We start from the raw sequence: 19,733 nt of genomic DNA on the forward strand, positions 1-19,733 counted from the left end.
AAAATCCGCTAGTTGTGATAAATGTTTGAAAATATCAACTAATATTCCTTTTTTAGACCACAAATTAAATCGCCTATAGACAGTGCTCCATTCACCAAACTCTTCTGGCAAATCTCGCCAAGGAATACCGGTTCTCATTCGGAAAAGGATCCCTTCAAACGTCATCCGATGCTCGGATTTATTATAAACTCGGCCGGTATTTTTCATTATTTGTAGTAGCTTTTCCCACCGTTTATCTGTTAGCATTGTTCTTGGCATGATGAATCGAGTTATGGTTGTTTTTGGCTGAATTATTATAACTCACATCATGCCGTCTAAAAAATAATCATGAAAGATCAACACGCCCTAACTATATTGCCTAAAAATAATATTGTTTGTTGTAAATGTTACTTTCTCAAAATATTTAATAATCATTTGTCTACTATATGCCATTTTCTAGCATAAAAATAGCAAATTAATGAGATTATCCATGCGATTAATATACTTGTTATTAGATCAATAGGACTATGCATGCCTAATAATAACCGGCTTAATTCAATCAATATTGACCAAATAATGATAGAAGATACTATCACATAATGTTTTCTAAATTTTAGTAATATTAAGGCTAATAGTGCCCAAGTTACAGCTAACAAGGTATGCCCAGAAGGAAAAGCATATCCCGTTTCATTTTGCCAGTGGCTTGATAACCAACTGGGGATTGTTGATGAATTGTTAAATAATTGATGAATAATTTCTTTTCTTTCTGAACGTGATTTCGAATAAAATTGTTGATCACTAATATTATATTCCTGAGCCATCCAAAGTACATAAGGCCGTGATTCAGCGGTTTGTGATTTTAAAAAGCTTTTAATTATTTGCCCACTTAATATTGCACTCACAAGAAGCAACCATAATAATATGATTCTTTTTTTTGTTTTTTGGGGTAATAGCAGACAAAATACAATGAATAAAATTGTTGAGGTGATAATTCCCCAAGGAAAACTTGCTGTTTCAGTTATTAAAAATAAACATTTAGATGTATTATTTAAGGATGCTGGTTGCCAATGCCAATTTATGGCTATAATAGTAAAAGGAACAGCTAAGAAAATAGCCAGTAGGGCTATTGTTTTTTTTATTACTAACCTCATTTATAAACTCAATTAAGTATAAATTGCTTTTGCTTAATATTTTAGCATAGAAGATAAATTTATTTTTATAAAATCTTATTTATCCTTATTGAAAATGGAGATAATAATGCAATTAAAACGTGTTGCACAAGCGAAATTGCCGACGCCTTGGGGGTGTTTCATTATTGTTGGATTTGAAGAAATTGCAACAAAAAAGGATCATGCCGCATTAGTATTTGGTGATATATCTGGCGATACACCAGTTCTCACAAGAATTCATTCTGAATGCTTAACAGGCGATGCGCTTTTTAGCTTACGCTGTGATTGTGGTTTTCAGTTAGAAGCAGCCTTAAAACAAATTGCAAAGGAGGGTAAAGGGATTTTAATTTATCACCGGCAAGAAGGACGTAATATTGGTTTATTGAATAAAATCAGAGCTTATGCGCTACAAGATCAAGGCTTGGACACGGTTGAAGCTAATGAGCAATTGGGGTTTGCAGCAGATGAACGAGATTTTACTCTATGCGCAGATATGCTGACTTTATTAGGCGTATCACAAATTCGCTTATTAACCAACAATCCCGAGAAAATACGAGTGCTTGAACAATCAGGAATTAAAATTATACAACGGGTGCCATTGGAAGTTGGTGGAAATCCAAACAATGAACATTATCTAGAAACAAAAGCAAATAAAATGGGACACTTACTTCATTTGCATCACTATAATTGCAATCACTAAAAATTTAAGTTAACCAAGAGAACTTATTGGTTTGTAATTGAATTTATCCAAAATAGTAAAAATGTTGAAATAAAAACTCAAAATAGAAAATATTATTTTGAGTTTTTTGTTACTTGATAATAAGAGAAAAATTTTAATTTAGGTTTATGTGATAATTGCCAATTATTTGGCACCTTTAAAATCAATTTTTATCGCTGCGTAGCACACCACCATTAGCAATCTGATCTTTAGATAATTCGTGCATTATGATTTGTACTGCTTCTGGTTTACAGTTAAGGGTTTCAACGATGGCATTAGTTACGCGTTTTGCCATTTCTCTTTTTTGCTCTATAGTGCGGCCTTCTAAAAAATCTATAACGACATTAGGCATAGATATCTCCTAGTGATTATTAATTTGGGCAAGTTGTTCATCAGTTAATGCGATTTCATCGTTATGGCATATGCTAATGCTAGATTTTATAATTTGTTCAGCAATGGCTTTAGCTTCATCTAATGAGTGCATTTTATAGGTACCACATTGATACTCATTCAATTCAGGAATCTGATTTTGTGATTTTACATTTAATACGTTATGCATTGATTTTAGCCATGCATCTACAACTAGTGCTTCATTGGGCTTGCCAATTAAGCTCATATAAAAGCCTGTACGACATCCCATTGGTGAAATATCGATTATTTCAACTTTATCACTGTTAAGATGATCGCGCATAAAACCAGCAAATAAATGTTCTAATGTATGAATTCCTTTTTCTGGAAGGTTGTCTTTATTTGGAATGGTAAAGCGTAGATCAAACACAGTAATGCTGTCACCTTTTGGGGTCACCATTGTTTTTGCAATTCGTACAAAGGGTGCTTTCATTTTTGTGTGATCAACTTTAAAACTGTCTAGTAAAGGCATAATTTCCTCCTTGTTATTTGATAATTGTTATTCTAATCAATTTACTAATAAGTACCAGTAGATTTGATATTTACTGATCAAGTAAATTTATTAATTCTTGCTCATCAATAACTTTTATTCCTAGTTCTTGAGCCTTATTAAGTTTAGAGCCTGCTGCTTCTCCTGCAATGACTAGATCAGTGTTTTTCGAAACACTGCCTGTTACTTTGGCGCCTAGTTGCTTTAATTTATCTTTGGCTTCATCTCGTGTTAAAACCGACAATGTACCAGTTAATACTACAGTTTTTTCTGAAAAAGGTGAGTTAATGGCGATCTCTTGTACCTGTGGAATGACATCTTGCCAGTGAATGCCTACTTCATTACTGGTTAGTTGTTCAATTACATTGCGATTATGTGGTTCTTGAAAAAAGTCAATAATGCTTTCTGCAATGACGGCACCAATTTCGTTTACTGATTGTAGTTTTTCTAGTGAGGCATTCTCAATTGCTGATAAACTACCAAGTTGGTTAACAAGATTTTCGGCAGTAACTTCACCAACATTCGGAATTCCAAGCGCAAATATAAAACGGCTTAATGTAGTATTTTTAGATACCTCTAGTGCATTTAATAAGTTATTGGCAGATTTTTCCCCAATTTTATCTAAACTACATAGCGTTGGTAGATTTAGTTTATATAAATCTGCTGGTGTTTTTACATATTCTTTATCAACTAGTTGTTCAATAATTTTTTCTCCCATACCATCAACATTCATTGCTCGCCGTGAAACAAAATGCTTTAAGGCTTCTTTTCGTTGTGCAGGGCAAATCAAACCTCCAGCACAGCGTGATATCGCTGCACCTTTGTCTCGAACTATTTGCGAGCCACAAATAGGGCAGTGTGTCGGGAAGATGATTTCTTTTGTGTCGGCGGGGCTTCTATCTACTATGACGGCTACTATTTTAGGAATAACGTCACCAGCTCGGCGTATTGTTACATAGTCACCCTCACGGATACCTAATCGGATTATTTCATCGCTATTATGTAATGTCGCATTGCTCACAATAACGCCAGCAACTGATACAGGTTCAAGCCTTGCTACAGGAGTAATTGCACCTGTTCGCCCAACTTGAAAGTCTACTTTATTTAATTTTGTAACTTCTTCTTGTGCTGGAAATTTAAATGCTATAGCCCATCTCGGCGCTCGAGCAACAAAACCAAGCTCGTTTTGTAGTTCAATACTATTAACTTTAATTACTACACCATCGATATCAAAATCTAATGACATACGTTGTTCACCAATTAGTTTAAAATAATCTAGAGCGGCTTGCACCCCTTGGCGTTTTTGTACTTTATTACTAACTGGTAACCCCCAAGCTTTAAATTGCATTAAACGATCGTAATGAGTGTCAGGTAATGTGGTACCTTCGACAATACCAACACCATAACAAAAAAATGCTAATGGTCTTTTTGCTGTAATTTTAGGATCTAATTGTCTTAATGAACCAGCGGCTGCATTACGTGGATTGGCAAATACTCTTTCGTTATGCTTTTCTGCATCTGCGTTGAGTTTTTCGAAGCCTTTATGTGTCATAAAGACTTCTCCTCGAACTTCTAATCTAGAAGGGATGTTATCGCCTCTTAGAACTAGTGGAATTGTTTTGATAGTCTTTACATTGGCTGTTATGTCTTCTCCTGTTGTACCATCTCCTCGCGTTGCTGCTTGTATAAAACGACCATTTTCATAAAGAAGACTGACAGCAAGTCCGTCAAGTTTGAGCTCACAACAATATTCAACCTGTTCAGCATCGTTTAAATGAAGACGATCTTTAACTCGCTTGTTAAATGCAATAAAACTAGCATCATCAAAGACATTATCTAGTGATAGCATAGGTATTTCATGTTTAATGGATGCAAATTGGGCTAATGGGGAACCACCAACTCGTTGGGTTGGTGAGTCGGGAGTAATAAGATCTGGGTTTTGCTGTTCTAATGTTTGTAGTTGCTTTATTAATTTATCATATTCAACATCGGGAATTTCTGGTGTATCAAGGACATAATAACAGTATTCATGATGTCTAATTAGGTTGCGTAGTGAAGTCAATTGCTTCGCTATGTCTTTATTCAATTCAGGTGTATTTACTGAATTTTTTGTTTCATTATGTCGCGACATGGTTATATGCTCTTATTAAAACGAAGGTTTGGGAAAATATTATAAATAGGTTATATTCATTTTTATCCACCAATCCAAGTTGGTGGAATTTTTTAAAAGATTTGCTGAAAAGACTACGGTTAAATTTCGTTACTGACCTTTTTAATACGTTCTTTATAACTGTCTATTTTTTGAGGGGTTAGCATATGATGTTCATCATCTAATACTACACCGTTGACATCGTCAGCTATGCGTTGTGCTGTTTGCAACATTAATTTGAAGTTTTGCTGATTGTTACCCTCTGTAGGCGCAACCATAAAAATAGACACACCAGGTGTGGTAAATTCATGCATTGTATCGGGATCCAAATATCCAGGTGTCACCATATTGGCTAAACTAAATAATATTGCTCCATTACCCGCAGGATCTACATGGCGGTGAAAAATTCTCATATCACCGAACTGAAAACCAGATTGCATAATGCTAGCGAGTAACACATCACCTTGTAATAATTTTCCGTTAATGCCTGTGATATTTAATACAATAATTTCGGTTGTGGATTGTTCAGTGTCAATATTTAGTTTTTTGGGTTCCTCGTTATGTTTAATTTCATTATTAGTATCTGATGGTTTTTCTTTCGTTGTAAGAATTAAATCAGGTTGTTGTTCATCCTCAAAAAGATCAAGTTCAACATTGACAGCTGGCTCTTTCGTTGTTTCAGTATTAATCTCTTGTTTGTCGTTATTATCAACAAATAAATCTTCTTGTTGAGGTATTTTCTTTTGCTCTTTTGTGAGTTCATTAATAATTACATCGTTTTCAACGGTTTCACTGCTTTTTGTTGTTTTAGGTTTGAGTAAGATAACATCATCATCTTTTTCTATGTCATTCATAGAATAGTTTTGATATTGTTGAGTATTTTGTTCAAATTTTCCTTTTTTATTTGAACTAAAAAGCGAAGAACGTTCTTTTTTATTGATCCAAAACCCATGGATGAGCAATGCAATAATGACCAAGGATGCAACAACAACTAGAACAATACGTAAATTATCCATAATAACCATCTCTGTATTAAATTAAATATAGACTCAAATTATTCAATCATCTTTTGAAAAAGTGATTGCGGAGTACAGTAATGTAAATTTTTTATTCTTTATTAGCAATATGAATTAATATTCATTAAAGCAACCATATTTGATATTTGTAGTATAACATTTTATTTAAGATACTTTATAGCACAAAAAATCAATTACTCTATATTACTTTATTTCTAGCAATAATCATAATTAGCAATACTTTTTTTTAGTATCATAATCTAACTAGCTATTTTTTAGAACTCTGTGCTATTAACTTGTAAAGATACTTACAATCTATGCATATTTTTTGTAAAATCGCCGATTACTTTTAACTAAGATCAATTATTAAAAATTAAAATAATTATTAAGTTTACTGAGGTCATTTTTATATGAGATTTAACAAGCTATTATTAGCCTTGCCTGTGGCGTGTGCTAGCCTACTTTTATTAACAAGTTGTGATAATGGCAATTCAAAAAATGGTAATAATAAATTACCGAAGGTAACTGTATTTAAAGTGGAACCATTGAATTACACATTAAAAATTGGTTTACCAGGTAGGGTTGTTGCATCTCAAATTGCTGAAATTAGGCCTCAAGTAGGTGGTATCGTCTTAAAACGCGAGTTTGATGAAAGTTCGAATGTTAAGGCCGGACAATCTCTTTATCAAATAGATCCAGCTATTTATCAAGCTAATTATGATAGTGCGGTAGCAAGTGTTGCTAGCGCTAAAGCGAATGCAAATATTGCTCAACTTACTCTTAAGCGTTACGCTGGATTATTAAATACTAAATCAATCAGCCAACAAGATTACGATAAAGCAGCTGCAGATGCTAAACAGGCTGAAGCTGCAGTATTAGTTGCACAAGCAGCTGAGCATACAGCTAAAGTCAATTTAGAATATACAAAAGTGTATTCACCAATTGATGGGTATATAGGTAAATCAAGTGTGACTGAAGGGGCATTAGTGTCGGCAGGTCAATCGACACCACTTGCACTAGTTCAACAACTAGACCCAATTTATGTCGATATGACAGAAGCGGCTACCCGTTATAATAAATATATTCAGGATGAAAACGTAATTTATGAACCAGTAAAAGGTAATAATGTCGAATTATACTTTAATGATGGTTCTAAATACGCTTATCCAGGTAGTGTAAAATTTTCTGATATGACTGTAAATGAAACAACGGGTACAGTAACTTTGCGGTCACAATTTACAAATAGTGAAGGGAAAATTTTACCCGGCATGTTTGTTAAGCCTCAGTTGACATTAGGCTATATCAAAAATGCAGTGCTTGTTCCACAGCAAGGAATTACCAGCAATAAGTTAGGGCAATATACTGCAAAAATTTTGAAACCTGATAATACAGTAGAGTATCGACAAGATATTCAAGTATACACAGGAGTTGGTGGTTATTGGGTTGTAACAAAGGGAATTAGCATTGGTGAAGAGGTTATTATTACTGGATTACTTAATTTAACTTCTGTTGAAAAACCTCAAAAAGATGCTCCACCTATGAAAGTAGAAAAAGTCGGAGATCCTAATACACTTTCACAAGAACAATTAGACAGTATCATAAAAAACAGTGTGAAATAAAACAGGAGTAGGTGAATTATGGCTAAGTTTTTTATTGATAGACCTGTTTTTGCATGGGTAATTGCTATCATGATGATGCTAGGAGGTGCTTTATGTATCAAGCTACTAGCTGTTGAGCAGTATCCTGACATTGCCCCTCCTGCTGTAACTGTTAGTGCTGTTTACCCAGGTGCCGATGCACAGACCATCGAAAATACTGTTACTCAGTTGATTGAACAGAATTTAACTGGATTGGATAATCTAATTTATATGAAATCAACCAGCAGTGCACAAGGTGTTGTTCAAACGACGTTAACCTTTGCTCCTGGAACTAATCCCGATTTTGCTCAAGTACAAGTGTTAAATAAAGTAGAGAGTATTAAATCAAGGCTACCAGAAAGTGTGCAAAAAAATGGTGTTTCTGTTGCAAAAAATAACACCAACTTTTTAAAGGTTGTGGGTTTTTATTCAACAAATCCTAAAAAAACACAAGCAGATATTGCTGATTTTGTTTATTCAACTGTGCAAGATCAGATTAGACGTGTACAGGGTGTAGGTGATACTCAATTGTTTGGTTCTGAATATGCAATGCGTATTTGGCTTGATCCAAATAAATTGACCTATTTTAATTTATCAATTGAAGAAATCATTGCGGCTATTCAAGCACAAAATGCGCAAGTAACAGCAGGGCAATTAGGTGCCTTACCATCAACAGATGGACAAGAACTCAATGCGACAATTACAGCTCAATCACGTTTAAAAACACCCGAACAATTCCAAAATATTTTAGTGCGTGTAAATACAGATGGTTCTAATCTTTTATTAAAAGATATAGCAACGGTTGAAATTGGTGCGTCTGATTATAACTTTATTTCTTATTATGATGGTAAAGCATCTGCAGGTCTTGGTATTTATTTGGCAACAGGAGCTAACCAATTAGAAACTTCTGATCAGGTAGATAAAAAATTAGCTGAATTATCAAAAATCTTTCCTGAAGATATTCACTATGCTTATCCGTATGACACAACACCATTTGTAAAATTATCAATTAATAACGTAGTACATACATTGATTGAAGCTATTATTTTAGTTGTTATTGTAATGTATGTCTTTTTACAAAATCTCCGTTCGACACTTATACCGACGATTACCGTACCTGTGGTATTGCTAGGAACTTTTGCTGTTTTGTATATCTGTGGGTTTACGATTAATACATTATCTATGTTTGCAATGGTGCTTGCCATAGGCTTGTTGGTAGATGATGCAATAGTTGTTATTGAGAACGTTGAACGTATTATGCATGATGAAGGTTTATCGCCTTATGATGCAACCGTTAAATCGATGGAACAAATTACTTCAGCGTTGGTTGGCATTGCAGTCGTGTTATCTGCAGTATTCGTTCCTATGGCATTTTATGGAGGTGCAGCGGGTGGAATTTACCGCCAATTTTCAATTACCATTGTAACAGCGATGGCATTATCAGTGTTGATGGCAATTGTATTAACTCCAGCGCTCTGTGTTCAAATTTTAAAAGCACCATCTAAAAGTAAATTAAAAAGAAACTCGTTAGGTGACAAGTTAGAATCTATACCACCATTTAGTTGGTGTTCTGTTGGCACAAAAAAATTCTTTAAATGGTTTAACGAGTTCTATGAAAAAAGTTTACGCCATTATGAAAAAGGTGTAATAAAAGTTGTTCGTTATCCATTAATAGCTTTTGTTTGTTATGCTTTAATTCTAGTTGGATTAATCTTTGGCTTTAATCGGTTACCTACTGGTTTTTTACCTAATGAAGATCAGGGTGTGCTTTTAGTTATGGTTGAGCTACCGCCAGGATCAACTTTAGAGCAAACTATGTCAGTTTTAAATAAAACGGCAAAATTTTATACTGAGCAAAAAGCTGATTCAGTTGAGGAAATATTTACTGTAGCTGGATTTAGTATGGTTGGTCGTGGGCAAAATATGGGGCTAGGCTTTGTTCGATTAAAAAATTGGGAACAACGTAAACGCGCTGATCAAAAAGTTAATGCTTTAGTCGCTAGCGGTTGGGGATTTGCTTCTACTATAACCGAGGGGAGGGTAATTGTTACCAACTTACCAGCTGTTCCAGCATTAGGTATGGCTAATGGTTTTTCTTATGTACTGAAAGATACGGCTAGTTATGGGCATGATGCTTTGGTAGGTGCATTTTTCCAAATGTTGGGTCAAGCTTCTCATCATCCTAAACTGCAACAAGTTAGACCGGGAAGTATGCTAGATGTTCCGCAGTACAAAATTAATGTTGATTTTGAAGCAGCACAAGCATTAGGCGTTTCGGTAAATTCAGTAAATACTGTATTGTCCACAGCTTTAGGTTCTGCTTATATTGACGATTTTGTTTATAATAACCGAGTTAAAAAAGTATACCTACAATCAGATGCACCATATCGCATGTTGCCAGATGATTTTAGTTACTGGCATGTTAAAAATAAAAATGGTGAAATGGTTCCATATGATGCGTTTGCTACTACGACAAAAACTTATGGTTCTCCTTCACTGGTTCGTTATGATGGTGTGGCAGCAATGGAGATAAGCGGTTCAGCCGCTCCAGGTCTAAGCTCTGGACAAGCAATGGCTGTGATGGAAGAGTTGTCCAAAAATTTGCCAAAAGGATTTACTTTTGACTGGACAGGTATATCTTATCAAGAACGTCAGACAGGATCACAAACAACAACACTTTATATTATTTCGATTATTGTTGTGTTTTTATCATTAGCTGCATTGTATGAAAGTTGGACAGTGCCAATTTCGATCTTATTTGTTATTCCTCTTGGGATTTTAGGTACAGTATTTGCAACTATGTTTAGAGGGCTTGATAACGATATTTACTTTATTGTAGGACTATTAACGACAATGGGGTTATCTGCTAAAAATGCTATATTGATTGTAGAATTTGCCAAAGATGCCTTGGAAAAAGAGGGTAAATCATTGATTGATGCTACACTTGAAGCTTGTCGCCTTCGCCTACGCCCGATTTTAATGACTTCGTTTGCCTTTATTTTAGGGGTGTTACCGCTAGCATTAAATAGCGGTGCTGGTTCCGCTAGCCAAAATGCGGTAGGTACTGGTGTAATTGGTGGTATGTTGACAGCAACATTTTTAGCAATATTTTATGTTCCCTTGTTCTTTTTATTTGTAACAAAACTATTTACAAAACATAAAAATAAAGCAGTGTTACCTGTTAACCGTTCTTAAAAGCAATAACTAAATAGCTAGTTTTGGTACATATATGGCCTTGATGTATAGTTCTATAGGTCATATATAACTTAAGCGAGCTATTAAAATAACGAAATGCGCCGTTTTTTGGCGCATTTTTTATTTATATAGTTGCGTATACGTAAATTGAATTTTGTTATATTTACTTGCGATGCTTTAGTAACTGCTGACTGGTATGGGCGTGGGTAATTGCTATAGCTAAAGCATCAGCGGCATCAGCCTGAGGGCTAGCTGGTAACTTTAATAATAATTTGACCATATGTTGTACTTGCTTTTTATCGGCTGCGCCTGTTCCTACTACACTCTGCTTAACTAAACGAGCTGCGTATTCAAAAACAGGTAAATTATTATTTACAGCAGCAACAATTGCAGCTCCCCTTGCTTGACCTAACTTTAATGCGGAATCGGCATTATGAGCCATAAAAACTTGTTCAATAGCAAACATATCAGGTTGGAATTGTAAAATAATTTCACTAACACCAGCGTATACTCGTTTTAAACGAGTAGGTAAATCATCAACAGCAGTACGAATACATCCACTACCAAGGTAGGTAAGTTGTCGTCCCGTTTGATGGATTACGCCGTAACCCGTCAAACGAGATCCTGGATCGATGCCAAGAATAATGGCCATTAGAGCGTTGCAGCAACCTCGTCAGAAACCTCACCATTATGATAAACTTCTTGAACATCATCACAATCTTCAAGCATATCAATTAAACGTAATAATTTTGGTGCAGATTCAATATCAAGATCAACTTTTGTTGCTGGAATCATTGATACTTCAGCGGCTTCGGCAACTAGCCCTGCAGCATCAAGCGCATCTTTTACTTCACCAAATGATTCTGGTGTAGTAAATACGTCAATTGCGCCGTCATCATAAGTCACAACGTCGTCTGCCCCTGCTTCAAGCGCTGCATCCATAACTTGGTCTTCATCAGTACCAGCTGGGTATGAAATAACGCCTTTTTTAGTGAACAAATATGAAACTGAACCATCAGTACCTAAGTTACCACCTGTTTTTGTAAATGCATGGCGTACTTCGGACACAGTTCGATTACGATTATCACTCAAGCATTCAACCATTACAGCTGTGCCAGCAGGTCCATAACCTTCATAGATAATTGTTTCCATGTTGCTATCATCTTCCCCACCAACACCCCGTGCAACAGCTCGGTTCATGGTATCACGGGTCATATTATTAGATAACGCTTTATCCATTGCAGCTCGTAATCGAGGATTTGACGCTGGATCGCCACCACCCAATTTTGCCGCAGTTACTAACTCACGAATAATTTTGGTAAAGATTTTACCCCGTTTTGCATCTTGTGCAGCTTTACGGTGTTTCGTATTGGCCCATTTACTATGACCTGCCATAAAATTCTCCAGATAATAATTAAAAAATCGCTATATTTTAGCAAACATTTACTTAAAATTCATTACTAATATACCGATAAGTTTTTATGTTCTGTAAATTATTCTTTATTAGGAATGATTTAATTTTTATTTATATGTAGAAATCATGTTGTTCACAGTTGTTAGAAAAGCTACTATAATAAATATACATAAAAAAGCACTAACCTCGTATCACAAATATCCGGTATGACTCCTATATCATCAAGAAAAAATAATTGTTACCTATTTAGCAAACATTTAAAAACGGATAAGGCGTCTTTCTACATATTAGGTATACTGAACACTTGCATTTTAAGCACTTTGCCACGTCTAACAATGAATTAAAATATCAAATACAGCTAAAAGAAATTGCTCTTTCAATAAAAGAAAATAGAAAGACGCTATTAAAGATGATGTTATAATATGATTTTGTCAAAATGCTAATAATAACAATTTGTTATGCTCGTGAGATTGTTAACAGATAATCACTGAAAAATGAAACATTATTGAATGTAGTAACACGTTACAATAAGTTGGCAAGAAATTATATCAGTATGATTGCATTAGTACATTGCATGATGTGACTAAGAATGTAAAGGATGCTTATGATTAATACAAAAGATCAACAGCTCCTAACCAATGTGGTAATATAAACATTAAATACGATAGATCCCAAACTATAAAAATAACCTAAGAAATTGATTGATTTTCGGGCATCTATTTTCACAAAAAATTAAAGGTAGTTATCAATGAAACAAAAAATTCCTAATACATTTGGTTTAACTGTTTTTGCGCAAAAAGTTGTTACTGTAACCAGTCCCGAACAATTACAACAAGTTTGGCAAGATAACTCCCAAAATTTACCAGTTATGATTATTGGCGAAGGCAGTAACACACTTTTTACCTGTGATTTTGATGGTATTGTTATTGTTAATCGTATCAAAGGTATTACCATTAGCGAAACAGAACAAGCATGGCATTTAAAAGTTGGTGCTGGTGAAACTTGGCATGATCTAGTATCAACAACCATCAAGCAGAACATACCAGGGCTTGAAAACCTAGCATTAATTCCTGGATGTGTAGGTTCGGCACCGATTCAAAACATTGGTGCTTATGGTGTTGAGTTTCAAAAAGTTGCCGATTATGTGGAGCTACTTGAACTAGCTACAGGCAAAATCATCACTGTAACTGATGGTCAATATGGATATCGTGAAAGCATCTTCAAAAAAGCGTATTTGCAAGGTTATGCTGTTATCAATGTTGGTATAAAATTACCAAAACAGTGGCAGCCAGTTTTAACTTATGGGGAATTGCGAAACTTTGATCCCAAAATTGTTACTGCAAAAATGATATTTGAAAAAGTGTGTGAAATTCGTCGTAGTAAATTGCCAGATCCAAAGGTTTTAGGCAATGGTGGAAGTTTTTTTAAAAACCCTGTCATCGATAAAATTGTGGCGGACAAACTACTTGAAATTTATCCAAACATGCCAATATATCCACAAGTTAATCATCAAACAAAATTAGCCGCAGGTTGGCTTATTGATCAGTGTGGTCTTAAAGGCTACCAAATAGGTGGAGCGGCTGTGCATCAACAACAAGCATTGGTTTTAGTTAATAAAGACCAAGCAACAGCACAGGATGTGGTTGAATTAGCTCGATATATAAAAAAATGTGTATTACAAAAATTCTCGGTGAATTTATTACCCGAAATCCGATTTATCGGCAACTCAGGCGAAATAGATGCAGACAATTATTTATAATTAGCACCAAATTATAATTGCCCGCAAATTTTAACCCATAATTATACGCGATAACATTATGAAACATTCGTATTCATTCCCTATTTTACTAACGAGTTTGCTCTTTGTAACAATCTCGTTGTCAGCATTAAACACACAGGTACCATTGTGGTTAGTGCGTTATGAGTTTTCGCTTGGGCAAATTGGTCTTGTCGGATCAAGTTATTTTACTGGTAACTTGCTAGGTACCATTTTCGCCAATTGGTTTATTAATAAATTCAATGCTCGGCACACATACACCTATAGTTGCATTATTTTTGCCATCGCAACCATTGGATTAAGTTTTTCAATGAATTTTTATAGCTGGATAATGTGGCGATTTTTTATAGGTATTGCTTGTGCGGTCACTTGGGTGGTTATAGAAAGTTGTATATTACTCACTGGTCCTGTGCGTACGCGAGGAAAAATGCTGGCAGTTTATTTAACCACTTATTACCTAGGTACGGTTTTAGGGCAAGCTTTGTTGCAGTATTTTCCGCAAAACGTATTATATTTTGGATTAGTTATTATGTTACTAATGGGATTAGCAATTTTATTTATTTTGCTGACCCATTATAAATTACCGAAAAGGAAAAAAAGCAGTTTTAACATCATGCCAATGATATTAAATAAACCTTCTCGACTTGGGTTAACTGGTTGTGTTATTGCAGGTATGTTAATTGGATCGTTATATTCACTTTTACCAGCCTATTACTCACATTTAGGATATAGTGATATTCAGGTGGCTAATTGGATGATTTTACTGATTTTATCAGGAGTGATTGCACAAATGCCTGCTAACTGGTGTGCAGACAAATTTGGACGGCAACTTGTATTGCTAATTGAATCATTGTTCATGTTGGCCGCATGTATCATGCTTATATTTGATTGGCTTGATACGTTGGCGATTATTTTATTAGGTGCCACTATTTACACCATTTATCCCATATCCATGGCTTGGGCTTGCTCGTGTGTTAGAAAGCAAGATATTGTGGCAATGAATCAAGCAATGCTATTGACCAACACATTAGGGAGTTTAGTTGCACCTGCGGTGATAGCATTTATTATGGATAAAACAAGTAATACCTATTTATTTGTTAGTTTTGCAATAATTTCGTTATACTTCATTATATTATTAGCCAAGAAAAGAGGAATGGATGCGCAACTACAAAAATCCGCTTAAATTAATTGAAATACTAGCCGATGGCCAATTCCATTCAGGGGAAGAATTGGCAACAATTTTTGGTATAACCCGTGCTGGCATTAATAAATACATCAAACAACTGCGTGAGTGGGAGATTGAGCTAACCTCAGTACAGGGTAAAGGCTATTGCTTGGCAGCGCCTCTTAATTTGCTTAATAAAACCAAAATTAACCAGCATTACCAATCGAATAGTCGATGTGAAATATTACCGATTATTGATTCAACTAACCAATATCTACTGGATCGAATTGGTCAATTAACATCGGGCGATTGCTGTGTGGCCGAATTTCAATCTAAAGCACGGGGAAGGCGAGGGCGAAAATGGTTTTCACCTTTTGGCACTAATCTATACTTTTCAATGTATTGGCGACTAGAACAAGGCATAGCGGCGGCAATGGGATTGAGTTTAGTTGTTGGTATTGTTATTGCTGATACCTTACGTGCATTATCTGGCCAAGACATCAAAGTTAAATGGCCAAACGATCTATATCTTAACGATCAAAAACTAGCTGGTATTTTAGTTGAGCTTGCAGGTAAAACCGGCGACTGTGCCCATGTTGTGATTGGTGTTGGCGTCAATTTAACCATGGCAAACCCAGATACCAATATAGTTAACCAAAAATGGGCTAATTTAGGCAATGTTGATCGTAATTTATTAGTTGCGCAGGTTGCGAAAACATTAAAAAGTCAATTAATAGAATTTGAAAAACATGGTTTAGTGCCATTTATTAATGATTGGAATAAACTAGATAACTTTGTTAACCGTCCTGTAAAACTATTAATTGGCGATAACATTATTCGTGGAATAGCAAAAGGTATAAATGACCAAGGAGCCTTATTGTTAGAACAAAATGGTAAAATTCAAGCTCATATTGGTGGTGAAATCTCATTAAGAAGTGATGAATAATAGCCTAATAATCATTTAAGAAACCTATTCCACTTGCTACAAGAGAAATAGGTTAATTAAACCAATTTTAACTTTTATTCTTAAATTTCAAAACTCGAAGCGCATTAGCTGTCACAATCGCAGTCGTACCTGAATCAGCTAACACAGCCAGCCACAGTCCAGTAAAGCCAAATAAGCTGGTAATTAAAAATACTAACTTAATTCCCAACGCAATTGTAACATTTTGTTTAATATTACGAGAGGCAAAACGAGTTAAACCAATTAGCTTAGGCAAACTTAACAAGCTATTTTTAGTTAATGCGGCATCAGCGGCTTCTAGCGCAACATCAGTACCACTACCCATAGCAATACTCACTGTTGCCGCTTTCATGGCTGGAGAATCGTTAATTCCATCGCCCACCATAGCAATCGACGTTGAGATACGCATCTTTTCAATTTCTGCTAATTTATCGGCAGGCAACAACTCCGCACGGTAATCCATACCCAATTGCGAGGCAATAGCTTTGGTCGCTCGCGCGTTATCGCCTGTCAGCATCAAAGTCTTAACACCAAGCTTATTAAGCTCATTCATTGTAGTAATTGCATCAGCCCGCAACACATCTTGCAATGCAATAATGCCCATCAATTGTTGATTTGTTACTGCAACTACGACAGTTTTACCAGCGTTTTCAAGCTTCTCAATAATTTTGGTATGTTCATCTTTCAATGGTGATGAAACTGTCACAACTTTACTTGGTGACACAATATAAAAAGTCTGATTATCTACCTCGCCTTGAACGCCAACCCCCGCAATCGCTTTACGATTATCGGCCTCATTGATATTTAATTGATTCTGCAATGCATAATCAACAATAGCCTTAGCAATGGGATGATGCGAACCACTTTCAATATCGGCAACTAATGTCAATAATTGCTCTTTTGAAATATCTTGACTAATCACATCGGTGACTTGCGGTTTACCTTCGGTTAACGTACCAGTCTTATCAAATGCAACCACTTTAACTGAACCAATATGCTCTAGCGCCGCACCGCCTTTAATTAGCACGCCTTGTTTTGCCGCATTAGACAATGCTGACGTTATTACCGCAGGCGTTGAAATAACCAAAGCACAAGGGCAACCAATTAACAAAAGAGTTAAACCTCGATAAAACCAAGTATACCAATCAGCATTGAACAACAAAGGTGGCGTAATAATCACTAACAGAGCAAATAAAGCAATTGCTGGCGTATAATAACGACTAAATTTATCAATAAATCGTTCAATAGGAGCTTTACGCTCCTCGGCATCTTCAATCAACTGTAAAATACGATCTACCGCATTTTGCCCAACTTCTGATACCACTTTTAATTGGATTGTATTATCAACCACGAGTGAACCAGCCAAAATCTTATCACCTGAAAGATAATTAACAGGGATCGACTCGCCGGTTAGTGCACTTTCATCAATATTGGCTTGCTCACTTATCAAAATCACATCAGCAGGCAAACGACCACCTGACGAAATTTCAATAATATCATCAGGTTTCAGACTATGACTAGCAACAGTTTTTCGCTCCCCATTAATGATTATCACTGTTTCTTCGGGCATCAGCTCAGCGAGCGACGAAATACCTTTTTTAGCTTTACTTGTAGCAACACTTTCTAGCATTTCGCCTATCATAAACAAAAATAAGACCATGGTTGCTTCTTCGGACGCACCAATAAACAAAGCCCCAATAGCTGACACGCTCATTAACGACTCAATTGCAAATGGTGTACCACTACGCATTAAAATTAAAGCTTCTTTTAAAATAGGTATTAATCCAACAATTGCAGTTATCATAAAGGCATATTCGCCAACAGTTTGATTCCATAACAAAAAAATATAACTCACCACAATTAAAGTGCCTAATATCACTAAAGGAATTAGTTCTTTTTTATCAAAACTGTGGGAATGATCATGATGATGAGAATGTTCTGGAGATGATTCAAAAATAGGTTTATAGCCTAAATCGATGACTTTATTTTCTATTAATTTAATGGTTTTTTCATTATTTTTGGGAACAAATACCACCAACTTTTCGGTAGAAAAAATAATCTTAATTTGGCTAATATTGGGTAACACTTTTAGGCTGTTTTCAATTTGTTGAGCACAGTGCGCACAATCCATGCCTTTTATTTTCCAAGTTAATTTAATTTGCTCGTTTAGCCTATCGGGATCATCAGGGGGATCGTCAAATTCATTTTTAGAAGTAGTGGTATGAGTATCGCCACCACAGCTATGTGTTGATTCTTGATGACAAGTTATATCGTGAGATAAATGAACATGATTATGTGCCATATTTAAACAATTACCATGACAACACTCATGGTGATGATGTTCATGATGTATGTATTTGTTATTATATAACATAACATTACCTCTATTTATGGATGATTTTGATTGTACGCCAAAAAATAAAAAAGAAAATCATTTTTACTTTTAGTAGCAAAAAAAGTAAAAATCACTTCAAAACTGACCTATAATACTTTTCAAAAATAACGAACTAATTAACTCGCTTAATTATTAGCATGTGCAAGGCACAAAAATTACAGCAAAAACATTGTAACAAAAACAGAAATCAGCCAATAATTACTTGATTTAATCAAAGTAAAAAACTTCAATAAAATCAATAGTCTACCTGAACTATTTTAGAGAAAAACACAACACTGCAAGGTTAATCTACCTATCTTTTAACTGTGTCGGAGTGCTTTGCTAACAGAGAGAGGGCAGCACGCCAGATTGGACTTCTTGGCGAGTTTGTGCTTTGTTAGGGATGCCAATTTGTCAGTAACAATTTGGCACTTTTTAGCAAAGCAAAGAGGTTTAAAAAAGGCGAATATCATAATGATTTGAGTAAATCATGCTGATGGTTAAGAGCGATTGTAGGCGTTGGGTATCGTAGTTCATATTTTATAACCCATGTGAGTTGCAAGATGTTATGCTCAAAATTCTTAAATTAAACGTTATCACCAATATCAGTTATTTCGACAAAATTCAAAAGTTATAAAGTTAACACCTTAACACCATATTTTAATTAGAAAATTCACTTATCTATAAAGTCGAATTGTTTTATCTTTACATTTCTTTACAAAAAATCCGCTAAAAAACTAGCCAACAAATTTTTAAATGGTTATACTTTCATCGCTATAGGAAAACAGGCTTATTAAATAAGCAAATAATTATAAAAATTTAAATAAAACAAATAATTACTTGACAGGTGAACCATAATGCATTATCATTTTAGGCACAAGGCACAAGGCACAAGCACTGGCAAACCTATGTCTTAAATTTATTAAATAATCTTATTCGACGAGTTTTTACACGAAACTTATTTATATCTTCCAAATTATTTCTCAACGAATTATCGAAATTATCGCTCAAATCACCTAAAACAGCTCTGCTAGTATCAGCACTGTTATTATTGTCATTGCCATGGAATAATGTACAGGCGAATGACAAAAAGTATCGAGCGGGTAATCGTAGTGATGCAATAATATTACTATCCGAACCATTACCAGCGGAGCCAGTTATGCCAGTTATCAAGTATGCAAGACCGAATCTACAAATGGGTGACGGCAAACACGCAGGCCCTGCTAACATATGGAATCCTAAGAAGGGCTTCTTAGTTCAATCAACCAATCCTGGATC

Annotated in this window: 17 protein-coding genes; 8 read left to right on the plus strand and 9 right to left on the minus strand. The window is 35.2% G+C overall.

Going from position 1 to position 19,733, the window contains the following annotated elements:
- A partial coding sequence (locus A9G38_RS06100) for a transposase (RefSeq protein WP_141671662.1) occupies positions 1 to 258 on the minus strand: 258 nt, incomplete at its 3' end.
- Positions 259 to 410: 152 nt separating this feature from the next.
- Positions 411 to 881: a phosphatase PAP2 family protein gene (locus A9G38_RS06105; protein WP_051634284.1), complete on the minus strand. Its 471-nt coding sequence runs from the start codon at positions 879 to 881 to the stop codon at positions 411 to 413.
- A 64-nt stretch (positions 882 to 945) separates the two neighbouring features.
- On the opposite strand from A9G38_RS06105, the gene A9G38_RS12560 reads away from it, so the two are divergent.
- Positions 946 to 1,146, plus strand: coding sequence for a hypothetical protein (locus A9G38_RS12560; protein ID WP_238552651.1), 201 nt, complete (start codon positions 946 to 948; stop codon positions 1,144 to 1,146).
- Between the two features lie 90 nt (positions 1,147 to 1,236).
- Positions 1,237 to 1,848, plus strand: a complete 612-nt coding sequence (ribA, locus tag A9G38_RS06115; RefSeq protein ID WP_034914165.1) for a GTP cyclohydrolase II — start codon at positions 1,237 to 1,239, stop codon at positions 1,846 to 1,848.
- A 181-nt stretch (positions 1,849 to 2,029) separates the two neighbouring features.
- Here ribA and A9G38_RS06120 read toward each other — a convergent pair whose 3' ends face one another.
- The 4 genes from A9G38_RS06120 to zipA all read right to left on the minus strand — a co-directional run bounded on the left by A9G38_RS06120 (position 2,030) and on the right by zipA (position 5,929).
- The gene (locus tag A9G38_RS06120) at positions 2,030 to 2,218 is read right to left on the minus strand and encodes a 2-hydroxymuconate tautomerase (RefSeq protein ID WP_034914162.1); all 189 of its coding nucleotides are present in this window, start codon (positions 2,216 to 2,218) and stop codon (positions 2,030 to 2,032) included.
- Positions 2,219 to 2,227: 9 nt separating this feature from the next.
- Positions 2,228 to 2,746, minus strand: coding sequence for an S-ribosylhomocysteine lyase (luxS, locus tag A9G38_RS06125; protein WP_034914159.1), 519 nt, complete (start codon positions 2,744 to 2,746; stop codon positions 2,228 to 2,230).
- Between the two features lie 70 nt (positions 2,747 to 2,816).
- Positions 2,817 to 4,895 (minus strand): NAD-dependent DNA ligase LigA, encoded by a 2,079-nt coding sequence (gene ligA / locus A9G38_RS06130; protein WP_065623179.1) that lies wholly within the window; start codon positions 4,893 to 4,895, stop codon positions 2,817 to 2,819.
- 119 nt (positions 4,896 to 5,014) lie between these two features.
- Positions 5,015 to 5,929 (minus strand): cell division protein ZipA, encoded by a 915-nt coding sequence (gene zipA / locus A9G38_RS06135; protein ID WP_051634281.1) that lies wholly within the window; start codon positions 5,927 to 5,929, stop codon positions 5,015 to 5,017.
- Between the two features lie 410 nt (positions 5,930 to 6,339).
- Between zipA and A9G38_RS06140 the strand changes: the two genes are divergently transcribed.
- Complete coding sequence (locus A9G38_RS06140) at positions 6,340 to 7,548, plus strand: efflux RND transporter periplasmic adaptor subunit (protein WP_065623182.1); 1,209 nt, start codon at positions 6,340 to 6,342, stop codon at positions 7,546 to 7,548.
- Between the two features lie 18 nt (positions 7,549 to 7,566).
- Positions 7,567 to 10,761, plus strand: coding sequence for an efflux RND transporter permease subunit (locus tag A9G38_RS06145; RefSeq protein WP_034914155.1), 3,195 nt, complete (start codon positions 7,567 to 7,569; stop codon positions 10,759 to 10,761).
- 163 nt (positions 10,762 to 10,924) lie between these two features.
- Here A9G38_RS06145 and ruvC read toward each other — a convergent pair whose 3' ends face one another.
- Together ruvC and A9G38_RS06155 are read right to left on the minus strand one after the other, a co-directional pair.
- On the minus strand, positions 10,925 to 11,413 hold the full coding sequence (gene ruvC / locus A9G38_RS06150) for a crossover junction endodeoxyribonuclease RuvC (protein WP_034914152.1): 489 nt from the start codon (positions 11,411 to 11,413) through the stop codon (positions 10,925 to 10,927).
- Positions 11,413 to 12,156, minus strand: coding sequence for a YebC/PmpR family DNA-binding transcriptional regulator (locus A9G38_RS06155; protein WP_034914149.1), 744 nt, complete (start codon positions 12,154 to 12,156; stop codon positions 11,413 to 11,415). Before A9G38_RS06155 ends, ruvC begins: the two co-directional genes overlap by 1 nt.
- Positions 12,157 to 12,923: 767 nt before the next feature.
- Here A9G38_RS06155 and murB point away from each other — a divergent pair.
- Genes murB through birA form a run of 3 tightly spaced genes read left to right on the plus strand, consistent with a single transcriptional unit; the run spans position 12,924 to position 16,063 of the window.
- A complete protein-coding gene (gene murB / locus A9G38_RS06160) occupies positions 12,924 to 13,934 on the plus strand; it encodes a UDP-N-acetylmuramate dehydrogenase (protein ID WP_034914147.1) in 1,011 nt (336 codons plus the stop codon).
- A gap of 58 nt (positions 13,935 to 13,992) precedes the next feature.
- On the plus strand, positions 13,993 to 15,135 hold the full coding sequence (locus tag A9G38_RS06165; RefSeq protein ID WP_034914144.1) for an MFS transporter: 1,143 nt from the start codon (positions 13,993 to 13,995) through the stop codon (positions 15,133 to 15,135).
- Positions 15,110 to 16,063 (plus strand): bifunctional biotin--[acetyl-CoA-carboxylase] ligase/biotin operon repressor BirA, encoded by a 954-nt coding sequence (birA, locus tag A9G38_RS06170; RefSeq protein ID WP_034914140.1) that lies wholly within the window; start codon positions 15,110 to 15,112, stop codon positions 16,061 to 16,063. Before A9G38_RS06165 ends, birA begins: the two co-directional genes overlap by 26 nt.
- Positions 16,064 to 16,130: 67 nt before the next feature.
- On the opposite strand, the gene A9G38_RS06175 is transcribed toward birA, so the two are convergent.
- Complete coding sequence (locus A9G38_RS06175; protein WP_034914137.1) at positions 16,131 to 18,455, minus strand: zinc/cadmium/mercury/lead-transporting ATPase; 2,325 nt, start codon at positions 18,453 to 18,455, stop codon at positions 16,131 to 16,133.
- Positions 18,456 to 19,506: 1,051 nt separating this feature from the next.
- Here A9G38_RS06175 and A9G38_RS12010 point away from each other — a divergent pair.
- Positions 19,507 to 19,733, plus strand: a 227-nt coding sequence (locus A9G38_RS12010) for a hypothetical protein (protein WP_141671740.1), incomplete at its 3' end; no start/stop codon positions are given.

The sequence above is a fragment of the Gilliamella sp. Imp1-1 genome (assembly GCF_001690415.1).
Taxonomy (GTDB): Bacteria; Pseudomonadota; Gammaproteobacteria; order Enterobacterales; family Orbaceae; genus Gilliamella; species Gilliamella bombi.

What these genes read in the sequence shown, in the direction of transcription:
- A9G38_RS12560 (WP_238552651.1), top strand. Translation starts at nt 946, where the DNA reads ATGAATAAAATTGTTGAGGTGATAATTCCCCAAGGAAAACTTGCTGTT.
- ribA (WP_034914165.1), top strand. Translation starts at nt 1,237, where the DNA reads ATGCAATTAAAACGTGTTGCACAAGCGAAATTGCCGACGCCTTGGGGG.
- A9G38_RS06120 (WP_034914162.1), bottom strand. Translation starts at nt 2,218, where the DNA reads ATGCCTAATGTCGTTATAGATTTTTTAGAAGGCCGCACTATAGAGCAA.
- luxS (WP_034914159.1), bottom strand. Translation starts at nt 2,746, where the DNA reads ATGCCTTTACTAGACAGTTTTAAAGTTGATCACACAAAAATGAAAGCA.
- ligA (WP_065623179.1), bottom strand. Translation starts at nt 4,895, where the DNA reads ATGTCGCGACATAATGAAACAAAAAATTCAGTAAATACACCTGAATTG.
- zipA (WP_051634281.1), bottom strand. Translation starts at nt 5,929, where the DNA reads ATGGATAATTTACGTATTGTTCTAGTTGTTGTTGCATCCTTGGTCATT.
- A9G38_RS06140 (WP_065623182.1), top strand. Translation starts at nt 6,340, where the DNA reads ATGAGATTTAACAAGCTATTATTAGCCTTGCCTGTGGCGTGTGCTAGC.
- A9G38_RS06145 (WP_034914155.1), top strand. Translation starts at nt 7,567, where the DNA reads ATGGCTAAGTTTTTTATTGATAGACCTGTTTTTGCATGGGTAATTGCT.
- ruvC (WP_034914152.1), bottom strand. Translation starts at nt 11,413, where the DNA reads ATGGCCATTATTCTTGGCATCGATCCAGGATCTCGTTTGACGGGTTAC.
- A9G38_RS06155 (WP_034914149.1), bottom strand. Translation starts at nt 12,156, where the DNA reads ATGGCAGGTCATAGTAAATGGGCCAATACGAAACACCGTAAAGCTGCA.
- murB (WP_034914147.1), top strand. Translation starts at nt 12,924, where the DNA reads ATGAAACAAAAAATTCCTAATACATTTGGTTTAACTGTTTTTGCGCAA.
- A9G38_RS06165 (WP_034914144.1), top strand. Translation starts at nt 13,993, where the DNA reads ATGAAACATTCGTATTCATTCCCTATTTTACTAACGAGTTTGCTCTTT.
- birA (WP_034914140.1), top strand. Translation starts at nt 15,110, where the DNA reads ATGCGCAACTACAAAAATCCGCTTAAATTAATTGAAATACTAGCCGAT.
- A9G38_RS06175 (WP_034914137.1), bottom strand. Translation starts at nt 18,455, where the DNA reads ATGTTATATAATAACAAATACATACATCATGAACATCATCACCATGAG.